13 protein-coding genes are annotated in these 16,934 nt (G+C 51.7%); 10 read left to right on the top strand and 3 right to left on the bottom strand.

Translation table 11 applies throughout. The features are described from left to right. Positions 1-78 precede the first annotated feature (78 nt). The 6 genes from MED297_RS06195 (at position 79) to MED297_RS06220 (ending at position 4,746) form a co-directional block, all read left to right on the top strand. Positions 79-1,146, top strand: coding sequence for a DUF5610 domain-containing protein (locus MED297_RS06195; RefSeq protein WP_040556700.1), 1,068 nt, complete (start codon positions 79-81; stop codon positions 1,144-1,146). Between the two features lie 95 nt (positions 1,147-1,241). After that, positions 1,242-1,496, top strand: coding sequence for a glutaredoxin family protein (locus tag MED297_RS06200; RefSeq protein ID WP_008043286.1), 255 nt, complete (start codon positions 1,242-1,244; stop codon positions 1,494-1,496). Positions 1,497-1,574: 78 nt separating this feature from the next. After that, positions 1,575-2,270, top strand: a complete 696-nt coding sequence (locus tag MED297_RS06205; RefSeq protein ID WP_008043288.1) for a hypothetical protein — start codon at positions 1,575-1,577, stop codon at positions 2,268-2,270. Then, complete coding sequence (locus tag MED297_RS06210; RefSeq protein WP_008043289.1) at positions 2,267-2,824, top strand: DUF6436 domain-containing protein; 558 nt, start codon at positions 2,267-2,269, stop codon at positions 2,822-2,824. The genes MED297_RS06205 and MED297_RS06210 overlap by 4 nt, the downstream gene beginning before the upstream one ends. A gap of 67 nt (positions 2,825-2,891) precedes the next feature. Then, entirely contained in the window at positions 2,892-3,839 is a 948-nt protein-coding gene (locus MED297_RS06215; protein WP_008043290.1) for a chemotaxis protein, read from the top strand. Between the two features lie 85 nt (positions 3,840-3,924). Then, complete coding sequence (locus tag MED297_RS06220; RefSeq protein WP_008043291.1) at positions 3,925-4,746, top strand: MOSC domain-containing protein; 822 nt, start codon at positions 3,925-3,927, stop codon at positions 4,744-4,746. Here MED297_RS06220 and MED297_RS06225 read toward each other — a convergent pair. After that, positions 4,738-6,510 carry a transglycosylase SLT domain-containing protein gene (locus MED297_RS06225; RefSeq protein WP_161599277.1) on the bottom strand — a complete coding sequence of 591 codons (1,773 nt, stop codon included), beginning with the start codon at positions 6,508-6,510 and terminating at the stop codon, positions 4,738-4,740. The two genes, MED297_RS06220 and MED297_RS06225, sit on opposite strands and share 9 nt — an antisense overlap. Before the next feature lie 425 nt (positions 6,511-6,935). On the opposite strand from MED297_RS06225, the gene MED297_RS21115 reads away from it, so the two are divergent. Beyond that, complete coding sequence (locus tag MED297_RS21115) at positions 6,936-9,023, top strand: methyl-accepting chemotaxis protein (RefSeq protein ID WP_008043293.1); 2,088 nt, start codon at positions 6,936-6,938, stop codon at positions 9,021-9,023. Between the two features lie 45 nt (positions 9,024-9,068). Here the strand turns inward: MED297_RS21115 and MED297_RS06235 are convergent, their stop codons facing one another. Together MED297_RS06235 and MED297_RS06240 are read right to left on the bottom strand one after the other, a co-directional pair. Beyond that, entirely contained in the window at positions 9,069-12,191 is a 3,123-nt protein-coding gene (locus MED297_RS06235) for an efflux RND transporter permease subunit (RefSeq protein WP_040556701.1), read from the bottom strand. Positions 12,192-12,202: 11 nt separating this feature from the next. Next, positions 12,203-13,291, bottom strand: coding sequence for an efflux RND transporter periplasmic adaptor subunit (locus MED297_RS06240; RefSeq protein ID WP_008043300.1), 1,089 nt, complete (start codon positions 13,289-13,291; stop codon positions 12,203-12,205). Between the two features lie 80 nt (positions 13,292-13,371). Here MED297_RS06240 and MED297_RS06245 point away from each other — a divergent pair, with 80 nt between their 5' ends. From MED297_RS06245 to MED297_RS06255, 3 genes are read left to right on the top strand one after another with little or no spacing between them, the layout of a single operon-like run. After that, the gene (locus MED297_RS06245) at positions 13,372-15,261 is read left to right on the top strand and encodes an ATP-binding cassette domain-containing protein (protein WP_008043302.1); all 1,890 of its coding nucleotides are present in this window, start codon (positions 13,372-13,374) and stop codon (positions 15,259-15,261) included. A gap of 19 nt (positions 15,262-15,280) precedes the next feature. Continuing rightward, a complete protein-coding gene (locus tag MED297_RS06250; RefSeq protein ID WP_008043304.1) occupies positions 15,281-16,006 on the top strand; it encodes a DUF6901 family protein in 726 nt (241 codons plus the stop codon). Continuing rightward, a complete protein-coding gene (locus tag MED297_RS06255) occupies positions 16,006-16,509 on the top strand; it encodes a hypothetical protein (RefSeq protein ID WP_008043305.1) in 504 nt (167 codons plus the stop codon). The genes MED297_RS06250 and MED297_RS06255 overlap by 1 nt, the downstream gene beginning before the upstream one ends. Positions 16,510-16,934 lie beyond the last annotated feature (425 nt).

A 16,934-nucleotide genomic window follows, 5' to 3' on the forward strand; every position in this document is an offset into this window, starting at 1 on the left:
GTTCAACAATAGTAGGTTTTGGATGCACTCCCTGAGTGTGCGGCGTATCCAGCCCAACCGGTTACAGAGGAGAAGCCCATGATACCCGGAATGCCTGCCACAGCGTCACAGTGGAGTTATTCAAGCACGTACAGTCGGTACGAGAGCCAGTCTTATCAGAAACTGGATCAACCACCAGTGTCGACTCAAGGTGCAGCAAAAACCGAAAATGCAAACGATGCCGAAGCAACGTCGGCTGCACAGAATTTTAATGTGGATGCCTTGGTTGATAAAATCTGGAGCTTCGCCAGCGAGCGAATCGCAAAGGCAAAGGCCGATGGTGCCAGTGAGGAAGAGCTGGCTTCGCTTTGGGAAGCCGCCGAGAAAGGGGTAGAGCAGGGGTTTTCTGAAGCTCGGGATGTATTGTCGGCGATGGGCGAAGACAGCGACGAACTCACGATGAAAATCGACTCAGCATACGGTCAGTTGATGGATAAGTTGGGAGAGCGCAATCTGGATGACGCAGAGTCATCAGGTTCTGCTCAATCGACTGAACCCGCCGCGACGCGCAATAACGCTGTCGTCGATCGAATGATCCAGATGCAACAGTATGAGCGGCAGACGTTCAGCCTGGACCTGAAAACGTCTGAGGGCGATGTCATCCAGATTCGGGCCGTCAATGAAAACGCGGCTTCATTGTCTGACAGTCGATTTGGCCGTCAGGCATCGACACAGTGGAGCAGTGTCGAAATGGGTGGGTACAGCCTAATGGTGAAAGGTGACCTGAACGAGCAGGAAATGGAAGATCTGGACGCACTGCTCGGCGAAGTAAACGAGCTGGCCGAGGAGTTCTACAATGGCGATTATCAGACTGCATTTTCCATGGCTAAAGATCTGAACATCGATGGCACCACACTGAAATCCCTGAACCTGTCCATGCAGGAAGTCGAGCAGAAAGCCGCCAGCGTTTATGCGGAAACCGCAGGCGAGACGACGCGGCTGCCGCGTGGTTTAGAACCCTTACAGCAATACGCCGAAAAACTGATGCAAGCACAGGAGAAATGGCAGGAACGCTTTGAAGCGCCCAGCGAGTTCCTGAAAACCCTCGGTAATCACCCAATGAATCGAGGTGAAATGCTGAGCGTGGCCGAACAGCTGATGATGTAATCCGAGTCAGATAAGGGTTAACTAGGTAATCCAGTTGAAGTCATCGAAAAAGCCGGGCAGCATAGCCCGGCTTTTTTAGTTAAGGAACTCCCACAGTGTTAATCACCCTCTACCACACGCTCGGCTGCCATCTGTGTGAACTGGCCGAAGAGGTTCTTGAGGAGCTGCGCCTAGACGGCCATGCTCTCCAAATCCAGCTGGTGGACATTGCTGAAGACGAGGCGCTGATCTCGCTCTACGGCGTGCAGATTCCCGTGCTGAAAATTCCGCAAACCAGTCAAACGTTGAGTTGGCCTTTTGATAAAGCTCAGGTGGCCGATTGGTTGCGGGTTTCTGATAGGTCTCGATAAGCGTGTTCTGACACTGGTTTTGACCGGGCGCTGACGATAAACTTTGCCGATATCTATGCTGTCCTATCTGGAGATTTCATGTTTCGTTTTCTGACTGTGTTGCCGTTTTTGTTGCTGCTGGGGTGCTCTTCGTTGCCTCCTCAAACCCAGGCCATTCATTCAGCTCTGACCACCGATGCTGCATTACGTGAGGCGGCTGAGCAATGCAGCCTGACAGGTTTGGAGGTTCGACGTCAGGCAACCCGAGCACAACTGGATTGGTGGTCACGAAATCGAACCTTTGTCCTGGGAGCGGACCACGGATTGCTGGCCCTGAACTGGGATGGTGGGAATGAACAATCCGAGGCTCCAAGGGCCGTACTTGCAATGCAGACGCTGGAGCTGATTCAGTCCGATTCCGACCAACAGTTGCGCTCCTGGTTGGGTGTGCAGGCCTCTGAGAGGGAGTGTGCACGCTTTTTTGAGCGGGTTGAAGACGGGAAGATCGATTTGGACCGGCCAAAGCGAGATGCCGAAATCTTAACCGGCTTTTACCAGGAGCGACGTGCTCTGAATGAGGAGGTCGAATCCGGACGATCCATTAACAGCCGTTATCGAAAGTACGGTCGCTCGTTGTTTCTGGTCGAAAAGGCACTCAGTGAACGTGGCTGCTCAAACCCCGAGATTGCTCTGCTGCGCAACTCATGGCCGATAGAGGTGTATGACGCTGTGTGTCGTCAGCAGGATTACCTGATCGTACAGTGCGAGTGGGGACGTTGCGAAGTTAAACCATGAACCCGGAACGCAAACGACTTATTTGGCTGCTACTGACTGTTGCCGCGTTGTTGGTACTGGCACTGATCGCTTCCATTGGTTTTCAATCCCGTTACGTCGGTTGGTTGACCGAAGAGGTTTCCAACCCGATGGCGTTCAGACAGCAGTGGGAATCGTTGCTGGCGGATCTTGACGGTATTGAACATCCCGCGATCATCCACTATCAGCCAGAAGGGTGTTTGTGCTTTTCGCTGTCCTCCAAACACGCGGCGCAGATTACTGATACTGGCCTGGCGGAAGGGTTCAGTGTTGTTCAGCTCAACTCTCAACATGCCGATCTGGGTAAACCGGTAAACGCTGATACGTCGGGTTTGCCGTTTGGGCCGCTGATTGCCATTACTGGTCCCGATGGACACCTGCAGTATGCCGGTGCCTACAGTGACGGTGTTCAGTGCAATACCGGAAACAGTATGGTGAGTACCTTCCTTTCTTCCGATTATGAGTCCAACGGTCAGACGGTGATCGGGTTGGATGTCAATGTTTGTCGATGTATTCGCCCGGAAATTGATTTCTAGACTACACTTCTCCTGAAATTGGCCGATATCGTGCCTGATACGTCGTTTTTTGCAGGTGAGAGTGCAGATGTCTGAAATCTTGAAAAATGTCGATAGCCGAACAAATCTGGTGGGGCAAAACCGACTGGAGTTGTTGATGTTCCGGCTCAATGGTCGGCAGGCGTTTGCCATTAACGTGTTTAAAGTTCGGGAAGTGCTGACACTGCCGAAAATGACGCTGATGCCGCATCGAAGTCCATCTGTCATCGGTGTCGTTTACCTGCGCGGTCGGTCGCTTCCGGTGATTGATCTGAGCAAAGCCATTGGCATGCGTCCGTTGGAGTTTAACGACGAGTCGACCATCATCGTTACCGAATACAATTCGACCGTACAAGCCTTTTTGGTTGGTTCGGTCGATCGCATCATTAATTTGAACTGGGAACAGATTCAGCCGCCACCATCGGGCGCCGGTCGACATCATTATCTAACCGCGATCACCCAGCTCGATGATCGAATCATCGAAATTGTGGATGTCGAAAAAGTCTTGTCGGAAATTGCACCGCTGAGTATGGAGTTGCCGGAATCAGTGTTGCAGGACGAAGTCATCAGCCGCGCGGCTGGCAAAGCGGTATTGATGATAGACGACTCCCATACGGCACATGCACAGGCGGGTAACATCTTTCGGAAACTGGGTCTGAAGGTGCATCAGGCAATGGACGGCAGAGAAGGGCTGGACAAGCTGGTGGCCATGGCTGATGCCTCAGACACTCCATTAAGCGAGCAGTTGTTGCTGGTGGTCACTGATGCAGAAATGCCGCGCATGGATGGTTACCGGTTAACCACAGAAATACGCAATCATCCCAAACTGAAAGACCTCTTTGTGGTTCTGCACACCTCACTCAGCGGCGCTTTTAATCAGGCGATGGTCGAGAAGGTCGGTTGTGATCGGTTTTTGTCAAAGTTTAAGCCGGAAGAACTGGCCGAGCTGGTTAAAGAGCGCATTCAGGCGATTGAAACAACCGGTCCGGTCCCCTGATGGCTGGTCGATCAGTGCCCCACTCAGTCACGCGATTCTGAGGTTTTTCTGATAAACTTCAGGCGAACACTGAAGAGCTTAAGCTGTGTTAGAAACCGCCGTATCCAAGTTATTTGTCTACCCGATCAAGTCCATGGGCGCTGTTGAGGTCGACACCCTTCACTTCGGTGAGTTTGGCCCTCATTCTGACCGCCAGTACATGTTGGTCAATGAAAAGGGCCGTTTTGTCACTCAGCGATCTCATCCTATTTTGTCTCAGTTTCATCTAACCCGGGAAACACTGGGTTGGCGGGTTCGGTTTGGCCGCGATTCGTTGCTGATAGCGGATGACAGTACTACGGATAAAGCGGTGGCTACAAAGGTTTGGAAAGCACCCATCAATGCGCGTGAGAAATCCCGTGAAGCCTCGCTGTGGTTTTCGGATCATCTGGATGAATGGGTAATGCTTGTCGAAATGGATGACCTGGAGCGCCGTACAGCCCTCGTAGACGATCGGCCTGCGCCCTTATCTTTTGCTGACGGGTATCCGTTGCTGATTTGTAATGAACAATCTTTGTCGGCTTTGGCATCGACGGTCAATCAGCCTCTGGAGATGCGTCGCTTCCGTCCCAATGTGGTTGTTTCGATTCCGGCCGATGCCGAGTATGGTCTGGTGCGGTTATCGATACCTGGGTCCGGCGGTTATCTGGCCTTGGCTAAGCCGTGTGAGCGGTGCAACATCCCGGCCATTGATCCGAATACCGGAGTTTTCAGCAAACCTTTGCATGATCAGTTTGCCGGAGCCCTGCAACGGGATGGGAAAGTGATTTTCGGTGTAAATGCCGCACCCTTTGGTCTGTCTCAGCTGTCTGTCGGCGATACCCTGGTGGGTCAATCTGCAGCGGAGCAGGGTAACGGCTCAGTCTGACGCTCTGGCCAGTTGCAGAGCCGGTTCAGTCCAAGCGGACAGGTGCCAGTTCATGCCATGCTGCAGTGCGTAAATCTGGCTGTAGGCCATAACAGCTTTGACGTAGTTCCGTGTCTCGTTAAAGGGAATGCTTTCTATCCACACGGTGATGTCTTCCGGAAATCGTTCCCGCCATAGATTGACGCGACTGGGTCCTGCGTTGTAGGCCGCCGTAGCCAAGACCGGATGATTAAATCGTGTCATCAGCTCATTCAGATAATGGGTGCCGATGGCGATGTTTATGGTCGGTAAATGCAGATCGCTCTGATCCCGGTAGAGCAAGCCATACTTTTGGGCCGTCTGTCTGGCTGTCGCCGGCATAACCTGCATTAATCCGAGTGCCCCGGCAGGACTGACGGCTTGATGGTCGAACCGGCTTTCCTGGCGCATAACGCCATATACCCAATGTTTGGGCAGTTCCAACAACTGAGACATGGCATCGACTTCTGACGCATAGGCATCCGGATAGCGCAGGTCGATGAGATCATAGCGGCGACTCCATCCTGCAGCCTGGCTGGATTTTGCATACCAACCCCAAGACAAGGCCAGCTCTGCTGCAGCGTGTTGGCTGGCATTATCGAGCGTGCGTACAAAGAGGTTCCATTCGACCTGTGCCCTGGTGATGTCTCCCATTTCAAAGAGCGCCTGTGCACGTTGTAGCGCCGGCTCAGCGGATAAAACCACCAGATTGTTGCTCGGGTACTCTCGTTGAGTGCCCAAGGTCGGTTCGGTGTTTAACACACCGGCCGCCAGAAAACCGTAATATAGCCGTTGTTGGCTTAAAGGGATGAGCGGGTTATCGGCTGCTACCTGTTTCTCGGTAACCGCTCTGGCAACCCCCGCCCAATAACGCCATTGATCACTTTGTTTAAGCGAGCTATCCAGCTCGTTATAGATTGAGATGACTGCGGCATAATCCTGGCGGCTCAGGGCGATTTGAAGTCGCCAATGTTGGACTTCCTCATCGTCCCGACGTGCATCCGCAATGGTGAGCCAGTAAGAGGCCTCAGGTAATGCCTGTTTGGCCATGGCTATACCGAGATACCGGGAGGCTTTTCGAATGTCGTTTGGCGACATCTCCGGGGTGGCACGAACAATGGCCTGCCAGAGGTTTGAGGCAGATCTGGGGTCCTGAAAGGCCATCCGATTGACAGCCGCAAGCGCGAGCTGATGCATTTTGTCCGACTCAGGGTTGTAAGCCTGACTGATGATTTCCTTTGGTTGTTGATACACCCGGTTAAGAAACTCCCCGATCTTTCGGTTCTCCGGGCTTTGATAGAATCGGTTTAAGTATCGGATCAGTTTCCCGTTTCGATCATAAAACGCCAGCAGTTGTCGTTCCCAGATGATGGGATCCGGATCATCAATGCGAGTGATCCAGTCGTTAAAAAAAGGATCGCAATGGTCTGGTCGCGACTGTCCACTCATCCACAAATTCATGACTTCGATATCGGGGACCGGCTGTCCTGTTTCCTCAAGCGCCTTGAAATAGTGGCATTTTAACGCCGGATTCGAGGTGTCAGAAAGGGTGTTGATTATTTCGGGCCAGGCTTCGCGGCGAATCAGTTCTTCATACCAAAGACTTTTGAAAAACCACGCGGCCGCACGATTCTCGGGTGTTTGCATAAAGGCATTGGCTTGATCAATCGTGATCTCATCCAGGTTGCGCGTTAACCAAGCCTCTTGAAGGTAAGGGTATAGCAGTTCGGTATTCCAGGACTGCAAGCGTTCCTGTGAGATCTCTGTGGTGGCAATCAGAGATAGTTTTTTTGTGTAGTCATCTGCCGCATAAGTTTGAATGCAAATGACGAAAAAAAACAATGTTAAAAAAAAGCGCATAGTGGATAACGGTAACCTGATGTTGCAATCAGGCTAACGCCTTTCTATGGAAAAACAAGGTCACTCAGATGGCAATTATTGTAAATAGATGAAGATGATCCAAATTAACGCTTTTTGGGGTGTTGGGTTGAGAGTCGGGCGAGCAGGGCGACAACACACAGAGTTGAAGGCTTTATCTATGTATCTAACTGCTTTGTATGTGACGGGTGGTTTACATTTTCTGTTAAAAATAACGACGTGTAGGTGCGGTGACCAAGACGCATCGTTGCCAAGTTTCATTGTCGATTCACCAATAATAAGAAGTTTATACAATGATACGTATATCGCTGACCCAACGAATTATTGCGGGTTTTTCGCTCGTACTCCTGATTGTCATTGCTATGTCAGGTTCCGCATTTCTGTCACAGCACCGTATTTCTGATCAGATGTTGTTGACCTCGACGACGATACCTGAGTTGCTGAACGAAAGTGGTGCCGTGTTGGATTTGATGCGCGTGACCAACCAGATAATGTTGCAGCACGCGACGACAGAAGACGCTGAGGCTCGACAAAGTCTCGAAGCAACCTTTGCTCAGACTCGTCAAATGTACGAACGTCAAGCGGATGGCTTGTCTGCTAAGTTATCTGACTACCCGGAAATCCAAACGACATTCGATGCTGCCAACGAGTCTGTGAAAGCAGTGCAGGCAATGGCTGCATCACATTTTGAACTCCAAAATGCCCGGGTAGAAGCCCAGACCACCTCATTGACCCGATTGTCAGAGTTTGCCAGTGAGTTCCAATACTATGCCGACGATATTAAAGATCTGATTGAAGAGGCTGAGGACAGTGATAATGCGGGCCAGTTGCTGAATGAGGTTGAAAATCTGGCGTCTCAGGGAAACGGCGTCCAGCTCTACCTTATTAAAACTCTCGCCGTTCGGGATGATCGTCGATTTGCCACCTTTGCTCAGGAGCTTGAGCGTTTTTCTCAATTGATGGAAGAAAGTATTGCCGCCATTGAACAAACAGAGCCCGGTTTAATTCAAGGTTTCCGATTTTATCAGGGGTTACTCGATGCTGCCGTGTTTCATGAAGACGGGTTGTTTCAACAGCATCTGCGTTTTGTTTCACTGGATAATCAGTCTTCGGAACGGTTAAAAGAGGTGGCATTGCTTTCTGAAACTGCAAACCAACAACTGGCGCAGGCAACGCAGCAAATCCATCAGGTGGCCGAGGTGGCTCAAGCGTCCACTCAAGCTGTCTTTAAGCAATCAACCTGGGTGAATCTTGGGTTGGCGTTGGTGTCCCTGGTTGTCGCAGTCTTAATCGCATCCACCATCATTATTTCCATTCGGCGACCCTTAAAAATGATTGTTGCGTCACTCAAACGTGTGGCGGATGGTGATTTAAGTGGCACGATTCAGCAGTCGTTTCAGTCGGAACTGGGTGTGATCGTGGATGATGTGAATGTGTTGACTGAACAGCTCAATGGGTTGATCAGCCAGATAGATCGATCGTCCCGGTCGATTCGCTCAGTCGCGGAAGACAATCAGATCAAAAGTGAGCAGACAAATCAGAGTATCGCTCGACAGCGGTCACAAACTGAGTCTGTGGCAACAGCCGTCACTGAAATGGATGCCGCCGTTCGTGAAGTCGCCACCCATGCGGTTGAGGCCAGTCAAGAAGTCTCAAGGGTCACCGAAAATGCACAGATTAACATGACCCGCATGGAGCAGAATCTGGCCTTTGCCACCAATCTAAAATCATCTTTGACAACGGCTTCGGACGTCATTGGTCACTTATCAGAAGAGTCGCAGCGAATCGGAGACATTCTGGACATCATTCAGGGGATTGCAGAACAGACCAATCTTCTGGCCCTCAATGCTGCGATCGAAGCAGCACGAGCAGGGGAGCAGGGGCGTGGCTTTGCGGTTGTGGCCGATGAAGTCCGGACATTGGCTGGCCGGTCTCAGCAAGCCGCGAACGAAATCAGCGGTCTTATCGAAAGCCTGCAGACTAAGGCTGGTGAAGCTGTGTCTCTGGTAAAGGAAAATCTTGAACAGGCGGATCGCTCGGTCAATCAAAGCCAGGAAGTCAGCGCGTTACTTCAGGAAATGGTAACGACGTTGGCGAGTATTGATGATAAAAGCCGGTCGATAGCATCAGCGTCTGAAGAGCAAAGCACGGTTGCTAATGACGTCGCGGAGAATATTGTGCAGATCTTCTCCATGACTGAAGATATTGAATCCTACGCATCTCAAGCGGCAGACAACAGCGAGACGCTGAATCAGCTTGCCTTTCATCAGGCTGAACTGATCAGTCGTTTTAATTTGGGCTCTGAACCTGAGTCCGACGAAGACGGTGTCGAGAAGGATGGTGACGTTTCTGCAACCGTCGAAGGCATTCAGAACAACTGATTCGTAGTGAAGATAACAAACGGCGCCCAATAGGCGCCGTCGATGTCAGGCTGTCGTTCGGGGTCGAACGCGTTCGATTAGAATCAACAGGCAGGGTGTCAGTATCAGCGTCAAAACCGTCGCAAAGGTCAGGCCGCCAGCGATAGCGGTCGACAGCTCTGTCCACCATTGTGATGATGGTGCACCGACTGAAATATCACGGTTAACCAGATCAATGGTCAGTTGCATGACCATGGGGATCAGCCCAAGTATGGTGGTGATTGTTGTCAGCATGACCGGGCGCAGACGCTGAGCACAGGTCACCATCGCCGCTTCGATAGGCTGGTAACCTTGACTGCGAATGACGTTGTAGGTGTCGATCAGAACAATGTTGTTGTTGACCACAATTCCTGCCAGGGCAATGATGCCAACACCGCTCATGACCACGCCGAAAGTGGAGCCTGTGACCAGCGTAGCCGCTAAAACAGCAAAAGTTGAAGTCACAATCGCCGACAGTATTAACAGCGTCTGAAACAGGCTATTGAACTGAGTCACCAGAATTATCACCATCACAAACAAGGCGACACCGAAGGCTTTCCCCAGAAAGACGAGGGTGTCCTGCATCTCCTGCTGGTCACCGGTAAACCGAAAAGCGACAGATTCCGGTATGGTTCCATCTTCATATAGCTGTACCAACGTCTCGGACAGGTCTTCTATGACCTCGGGTACGCTCTCGCCAACGGCAACGTTGGCTTCGATATCCAGCGTTAACTTGCCGTCGGTACGAAACAGATCGCCCTGTTTGTTTTGCGCCGTTCGCTCAATAAAGTTACTGACGGGCACTTGTTGACCGCGAACCGTGATGGTCAGGTCGTCGATCTGATCGAGGTCACGGCCGTTAAACGGGTATCGAGCCCGGATTTCAACTTCATCGTCTGCGTCATCTGGACGATAAGCCCCGATTTTTAGCCCATTAGTAATCATCCGAATGGAGGAACCGACGGTGGCGAGGTCAGTACCGAATCGGGTAGCCGCTTCACGGTCGACATCGATTTGCCATTCAAGACCATCAATAGGCCGGTTGTCGGCAACTTCCCGAATCCGAGTATCAGCTTGCATCCGTTTGACAACCAGATCGACACTGTCATGCAAAGCCTCCAGGTCTTCTGAGAAAAACTGCAGTTGAATATCGATACCGGTGGTTGGTCCCATTTGTGCGGCCTGGGTTTCAACGACGATACCCGGGATGTCATTAGCGACCTTGACGGCCTCGTCGAGTATGTTTGCGGTTGGCGGTCGAGCTGGGGTCCAGTCGACAAACTCGACCATCAACGTCCCGATGGTATCTTCTCGGCTGTTAGTCCCCGGTACTGTAGTGACGGTCGTGGTGACGGTTTTTATGTCGTCAATGGTGATAACACGTTCTTCAACCTGCCTGACCAGTTTATCCCGTTCGGCAAGAGAGAGATTGCCACGAGCACGCACAACAACAGAACCAAAGTCAGCATCAACATCAGGGAAAAACTCAGTTTTAGGTGGATTGGCCTGTAGGGCAAAGATCACGCCGACCATGGCCATTATAAAGACGAGCGTAACCGTGCCGGCTCTGGGAAGTAGACGGCCGATTAACCGAACATAGGCACCCAATAAGCCGGGAATGCGTTTAAAGTCGCCGTGATCGATGGCATCCATGGTGATCTGTTGGTTCTTGGTAACCGGTAATGGTTTGCCAAACAGAAAACCGAAGGCCGGAACCGCGATCAGGGCCATGATTAACGAAGCGGTTAAGGTGATAAGAACGGTTTTCGGAAGATAGCCCATGAACTCACCGGGAATGCCCGGCCAGAACAATAGAGGCATAAACACTGCCAATGTGGTGGCCGTGGAGGCGATGATCGGCCAGGCCATTCGAGTGGATGCTTCGCGGAAAGCGCTGCGACGATCGGCGCCTTCTGACATGCGGCGGTCGGCGTATTCGGTCACCACGATTGCGCCATCGACCAACATGCCGACCGAGAGAATGAGGGCGAAGAGCACCACAATGTTCAACGTAATACCCAGCATCGAGAGCGTCAGGATGGCCGCCAGGAACGAGGACGGAATGGCCAGTCCGACCAGGGTTGCGCTGCGCACTCCCAACGCCCAGACGATGACGATGAAGACCAGTAGCGTCGCTGTCAGCACAGAATTAAACAGATCACTCAACTGCTGCTTAATCATAATTGAGTTATCTTGGGTGAAGGTGACGGTAATCCCGTCGGGCCAGAAGGGCTTGACCTCCTCGACGACGGCTTTTACCTGATCGATCGTCTCAATGACGTTTTCGCCGACCCGCTTGGTGACCTCCAGGGTGACAGAGGGCTGACCGTTGACCCGTGAGAGGGTGTCGGCATCTTTGTAGGTGCGTTGTCCGACAGCGATGTCCCGAAAATGGACAACGGTGTTGCCATCGACTTTTACAGGCAGGTTTAAAATGTCCTGTTCCGTTTCAATCAACCCGGGAACCTTAAAGGAAAATCGTCCTGCGCCGGTATCCAGGTTGCCGGCGGCCACCAGTTGATTGTTACGCGATACCAAACTGAACAACTCATCGTGGGATATGTTGTAACTGGCCATCAATGCCGGATCGATGATGATTTCCGCGACTTCTTCGCGTTTGCCTTTGATAGGCGTTTCGAGCACGCCCGGCAGGGCCTCCAGCCGGTCTTTTAAATCTTCTGCAACATGAAACAGAACCCGCTCGTCGACGTCGCCTGCGAGCGAGATATTGATGACCGGAAACTTGGCCAGATTGATTTCCTGAACCGTCGGGTCATCGGCATCGGCCGGCAGATTGTTTTTCGCAGCATCAACGGCTTCACGAACATCGGTTAAGGCGTCGTCGATATCAACATCAATGGCAAATTCTAAGGTTATGGACGCGCGACCTTCACTGGCGGTGCTGGTCAGCTCTTTCAAACCTTCGAGGGAGTTCAGTTCCTGCTCGAGAGGGCGGACCAACAATCGGTCGGAGTCTTCCGGTGAAATGCCTTCAAGGCCGGTACCTACATAAACATAAGGAATCGTAATGTCCGGCTGAGCTTCTTTGGGAATCGAAATGAGTGCCACGATGCCGGAAATAAACACCAGTGCAAACAGCAGCAAAACGGTTCGGGTGCGGTTAAGTGACGCCTGAATCAATGAAACCAACGGTTGTCTCCTTACAATCCGACCGCAACATCGGGGTTGAAATCTCGATAGGTCGGGATCGTTTCGTCGCCTTCGGTGACGAAGCCCTGTCCGACAATGATGATCTTTTCGCGATCCGACAGGCCGCTGACCCAAACGCCATCCGTGCCGGATCGAATGATTTCAACAGGGCGAAACTCAACCTGGTCGTTTTCATTGAGAACCTTAAGGCCCATTTCACCGTCATCATTGATGTATAACAGGGCCGGACTGATGTGGTGACCCGCGGTGTCGTCCAGTGCGATGATGCCGGTTGAGGTGATGCCTGAAAGCTGTCGCGACGCCGTTTCTGTCGTTAGCTCGACCGGGAATGTTCGGGTGGCTGGGTTCGCGACGGAACCAATAAAGCTGACACGAGCTGGTAACGATTCTCCGGTGATTAGCTGGACCGTTGCCGTTTGACCGAGACTCACGGTGCGTATGTCTTTTTCGGCAACGGCACCCACAAAGGTTAACTGGCTGTAGTCGTAGACGTCGGCAATGCGTTCGCCTTGTGAGACGAACGAACCCAGTTCCAGGTCCATGTTTTCCAGCCGTCCGGCGAATGGTGCCCGTACAGTGGTGTGGTTGCGTTGTAATCTGAGTCCCGCCAATTGGGCTTTTGCCTGTTCATAGGTTGCCAGTGCCCGAGCTACCGTGGTCTCATTCTGAAGGCCCTGATTGCGAAGCTTAACCGCCCCCTCATACTCTAACCGGGTCTGGTTTTCATAGGCTTCAGCTTGTGTCAGTCGGGCAGGGAGATCCTGTAAATCCAGCTGTGCAATGACGTCACCGGCCCCGACCGAATCACCCTGACGTTTTTGTAAGCTGGTAACCTTGCCGCTGGCTTCGCTGCGAATGGATACGGCGCGGCGGGCTTCCGTAATGCCATTGATTTCGAGGCTCTGTTCTACCGGACGTGAGGTGCTGGTCACAACCTGTACAGAGGCCAGCAAACTCTTCTCTGCCTGTGACGTAGTCGGTGTGCTATTCTCTCCGGTTTGTCCGGACAGCATCCAGATAACAAAAATGATGGTAATCACAATCGCTATGGCCGGCCCGGCCAATCGGTGTTTAGACACGAATCATCCCTCTGGTTAAAATCGTGCGACACATTACCGTTTCATTCATCCCGGCATGAGTGCCAGAAGTCAGAGTAAGTATGAGTCAGATTGTTTTTGATCAGGTACAGTTTGCCCTAGGTGCCGCGCCCCTCTTAGACCAATGTTCGTTTACCATCGAAAAAGGTGAGCGTTTGGCGCTGGTTGGGCGCAATGGTGCAGGTAAGTCTACCCTGTTGAAGCTGATAATAGACCATTATCAGCCCGATCAGGGTGTAATTAAGTTAGCTCAGGGTCTGAAAATCGGACATTTGCAACAGGAGTTGCCATCGGGTGATGGCCGAACGGTTATGGAAGTGGTCTTGGGTGGTGCCGGAGACGTCGGGCTGGCTCTGAGTGAATACCAGAAAATATCCGGGTCTGCTGACCCGGATATTGATCGGATGACCGAACTGCAGCACGTCATTGAGGCCGAAGATGGCTGGCGATTTCAAACCCGCGCGGCTCAGGTTACTTCACAGCTGAATTTGGACCCTGAGGTCGAGTTTGGCAGTTTGTCCGGTGGATGGCGCCGTCGGGTATTACTTGCCAGAGCGCTGGTGGACGATCCCGATGTACTGATTCTTGATGAGCCAACGAACCATCTCGACATTAAAATGGTGGAATGGCTGGAAGAACTTCTGCTCGGGTTTAACGGAACCATCATTTTTGTCTCGCACGACCGAGCCTTTATTGATCGCCTTGCGACGCGGATCATTGATTTGGATCGTGGCAAGATTCAAGGGTTTCCCGCGCCTTATGAGGCCTATCTTGACGCCAAGGAAACTGCCTTAGCTGTTGAAGCAGAACAGCGCGCGCAGCAAGACAAGGTGTTGGCTCAGGAAGAAGCCTGGATTCGACAAGGCATCAAGGCACGGAGGACGCGTAATGAAGGCAGAGTCAGAGCGTTGAAGGCCATGCGGGTTGAACTGGCGGCTCGTCGTAAGGTGACCGGCCAAGCCAACTTTGATATCAGCAGCGAACAGCTCAGCGGAAAAAAAGTTTTCGAACTAAAAGATCTGGTGTTCCGTTTTGGCGATAAACCGATCATTTCCGGGTTGACTGACCTGGTGACCCGCGGTGAAAAAATCGCCTTGCTCGGACCGAATGGCATCGGTAAATCAACGTTACTGAAGCTGCTTTTGAAAGACCTGACCCCGGTATCTGGCGAGGTCGTTCATGGTACCCGCCTGGAAATGGCTTATTTCGACCAGTCGCGTGATGCGCTTGACCCGGAAAAAACGCTCATCGATTCCGTTGCCGAAGGTCGCGAGTTTATCGAAATCGGCGGGAAACGACGGCACGTTATCAGTTATCTGGAAGATTTCCTGTTTTCGCCTCAGCGTTGCCATATGCAGGTTCGCCAACTCAGTGGCGGGGAGACCAACCGACTGCTGTTGGCGCGCCTGTTCAGTCAACCGGCAAACCTGTTGATACTCGATGAGCCGACCAACGATTTGGATATGGATACGTTGGAGTTGCTGATTGATCGCATCTCAGAGTTTCCCGGAACGGTATTGCTGGTGAGCCATGATCGATACTTTATTGATCAGTTGGCGACCAAGTCCTGGGCTTTTGAGGGTAATGGAGCGGTTCGGGTTTATCCGGGTGGTTATGCCGACTGGCAAGCGCAGGGTGGAAAATGGCCGACACAAGAATCCGAGCCTGTAAAAGTCAAAAATAACGAAACGATCACAGACACACCGGCACAAAAAAACAAAGCTATCCGAAAACTGAGCTATAAAGATCAGAGAGAGTTTGATCAGATGCCGGCAACCATTGAGCGGTTGGAGTCTGACATAGAAGCGGTGGAGGCGGAGATAGCGGATAGCGGTTTTTACAGTCAGCCACTGGAAAAGACCGGACCGGTTTTGCAAAGACTGGAGACTCTGCAGGACGAACTGAATACAGCTTATGAACGTTGGGCCGAGCTGGAAAGCAAGGTTAACTGATTTCTGAACGGAGTATTAAATGAGCATTACCTATCGGTTTCGGTTTTTGGAAGACGGAAGCGAACTGAACATTGAAACAGCTGCCGCAACAGATGGTAAAACGAACGAACAGCCCGATCATCCCGCGGACTGGACTCGCCTTGAGTATTGTCAATGCTCCAACTGCCCCTTAAAGCGGGAGGAACACACGCATTGTCCGGCCGCCCTGGATATGCAGCCGATCGTGGAGGATTTCCGCAAGTTGCCAGGGTTCAAAAAAGTTGAAGTCATCGTGACGACGGAAGAGCGCCAGTACAGTAAAACCACGGGTTTGGAAGAGGGACTGCGATCCTTGATGGGCTTGGTGATGGCGAACAGCGATTGCCCGATTTTATCGAACTTAAAACCCATGGCCTTTACGCATTTACCATTCGCCAGCCAGGATGAGTTTATTGTTCGGTCTGCCGGAACCTATTTGCTGCGACAGTACTTTAATATGAAGGATCATAAAGAGCCGGATTGGAACCTCGATGGTTTGGTCTCTCTGAACCGAGAGTTGCAGCTGGTGAATCAGGCCGTTTGGCAACGTGTCCACAGTGCCTGTGAAGGTGATTCCAACCTGAAGGCGTTGTTAAGCTTTTTTACCTTGTCGTCCAGTGTGTCTTACTCGTTGGAAACTCAACTGAAAAAGATTAAAAACCGCTTCTTAAATGAGACCACACAGCTTGAAGAGTTTGAGTTTAATGGCCCCGGGCAGGGCAGCTGATGAGCGGCTTGGTCGTCATACTCCCGATTCTGATCATCGCTGGTGCGTTTATGTGGCTCAGGCCATCAAAACGAGATCAGGAACTGTCGCAATTGCGATCGGAGGCTTTGATACGTGGGTTTCGTGTCGGTAGCCTGAAAGTACCGGACACCAGTGAACACGGGCGTATTGAGCAGAAGTTTCAGATCGTTACCGTTTATCAGAAAACCTTAACGGTACCCAGGGAGCAGACTCCGGCCTTTGTGGCAGTGCGCTCCACCGGAGAGCCAGGCATATTCTTACCGGATGGCTGGATCTGGCATGAGCGGTTGTTACTTGATGAACCTCAATATCAGGTCATCTCCGACTTTTTACAGCAACTGCCAGAGTCAGTTTCGGTGGTGTCGTTACGAAAAGATGCCGTGGCCATCAGCTGGGACGAAAAAGACCCGGCTGTTAGCTTTGATGTGCTCGATCAATGGCTTAAGCAGCTCTCCGTTGCCTTCAAACGGGACATGATCTAACGTCCTGCCGATAGGGCGATCCTCTGGGTCGCCCCTTTCTTTTTAATCGTAAAAACAACCTCAATCGTCGCATCTGGACGGCTTTAGTCGCACCAATGGTTGACATGTGTCAAGCAATGGCTATTGTATCTGCTAAATCAAACAATCGTTTGAAACTGGTGTTTGATTCTGTCGGTCTACGATACGCAGCACGCTGATCTGAAGGGATTGTTGACGCAATCGACATGATGCTTACCGACAGCAATTGGATACCTATGTCTGAACAACGACAATAATGGAGACATTACATGATCTACCAGGGCAAAGGCATTACCGTAAAAGAGCGCGATAACGGCCTGGCTGAATTGGTGTTTGACCTGCAGGACGAGTCGGTCAACAAGTTCGACCAGGCAACCTTGAATGAATTGAATGAGGCGACTGAAGCG

Source organism: Reinekea blandensis MED297 (genome assembly GCF_000153185.1).
GTDB lineage: Bacteria > Pseudomonadota > Gammaproteobacteria > Pseudomonadales > Natronospirillaceae > Reinekea > Reinekea blandensis.

What these genes read in the sequence shown, in the direction of transcription:
- MED297_RS06245 (WP_008043302.1), top strand. Translation starts at nt 13,372, where the DNA reads ATGAGTCAGATTGTTTTTGATCAGGTACAGTTTGCCCTAGGTGCCGCG.
- MED297_RS06195 (WP_040556700.1), top strand. Translation starts at nt 79, where the DNA reads ATGATACCCGGAATGCCTGCCACAGCGTCACAGTGGAGTTATTCAAGC.
- MED297_RS06210 (WP_008043289.1), top strand. Translation starts at nt 2,267, where the DNA reads ATGAACCCGGAACGCAAACGACTTATTTGGCTGCTACTGACTGTTGCC.
- MED297_RS06250 (WP_008043304.1), top strand. Translation starts at nt 15,281, where the DNA reads ATGAGCATTACCTATCGGTTTCGGTTTTTGGAAGACGGAAGCGAACTG.
- MED297_RS21115 (WP_008043293.1), top strand. Translation starts at nt 6,936, where the DNA reads ATGATACGTATATCGCTGACCCAACGAATTATTGCGGGTTTTTCGCTC.
- MED297_RS06255 (WP_008043305.1), top strand. Translation starts at nt 16,006, where the DNA reads ATGAGCGGCTTGGTCGTCATACTCCCGATTCTGATCATCGCTGGTGCG.
- MED297_RS06205 (WP_008043288.1), top strand. Translation starts at nt 1,575, where the DNA reads ATGTTTCGTTTTCTGACTGTGTTGCCGTTTTTGTTGCTGCTGGGGTGC.
- MED297_RS06215 (WP_008043290.1), top strand. Translation starts at nt 2,892, where the DNA reads ATGTCTGAAATCTTGAAAAATGTCGATAGCCGAACAAATCTGGTGGGG.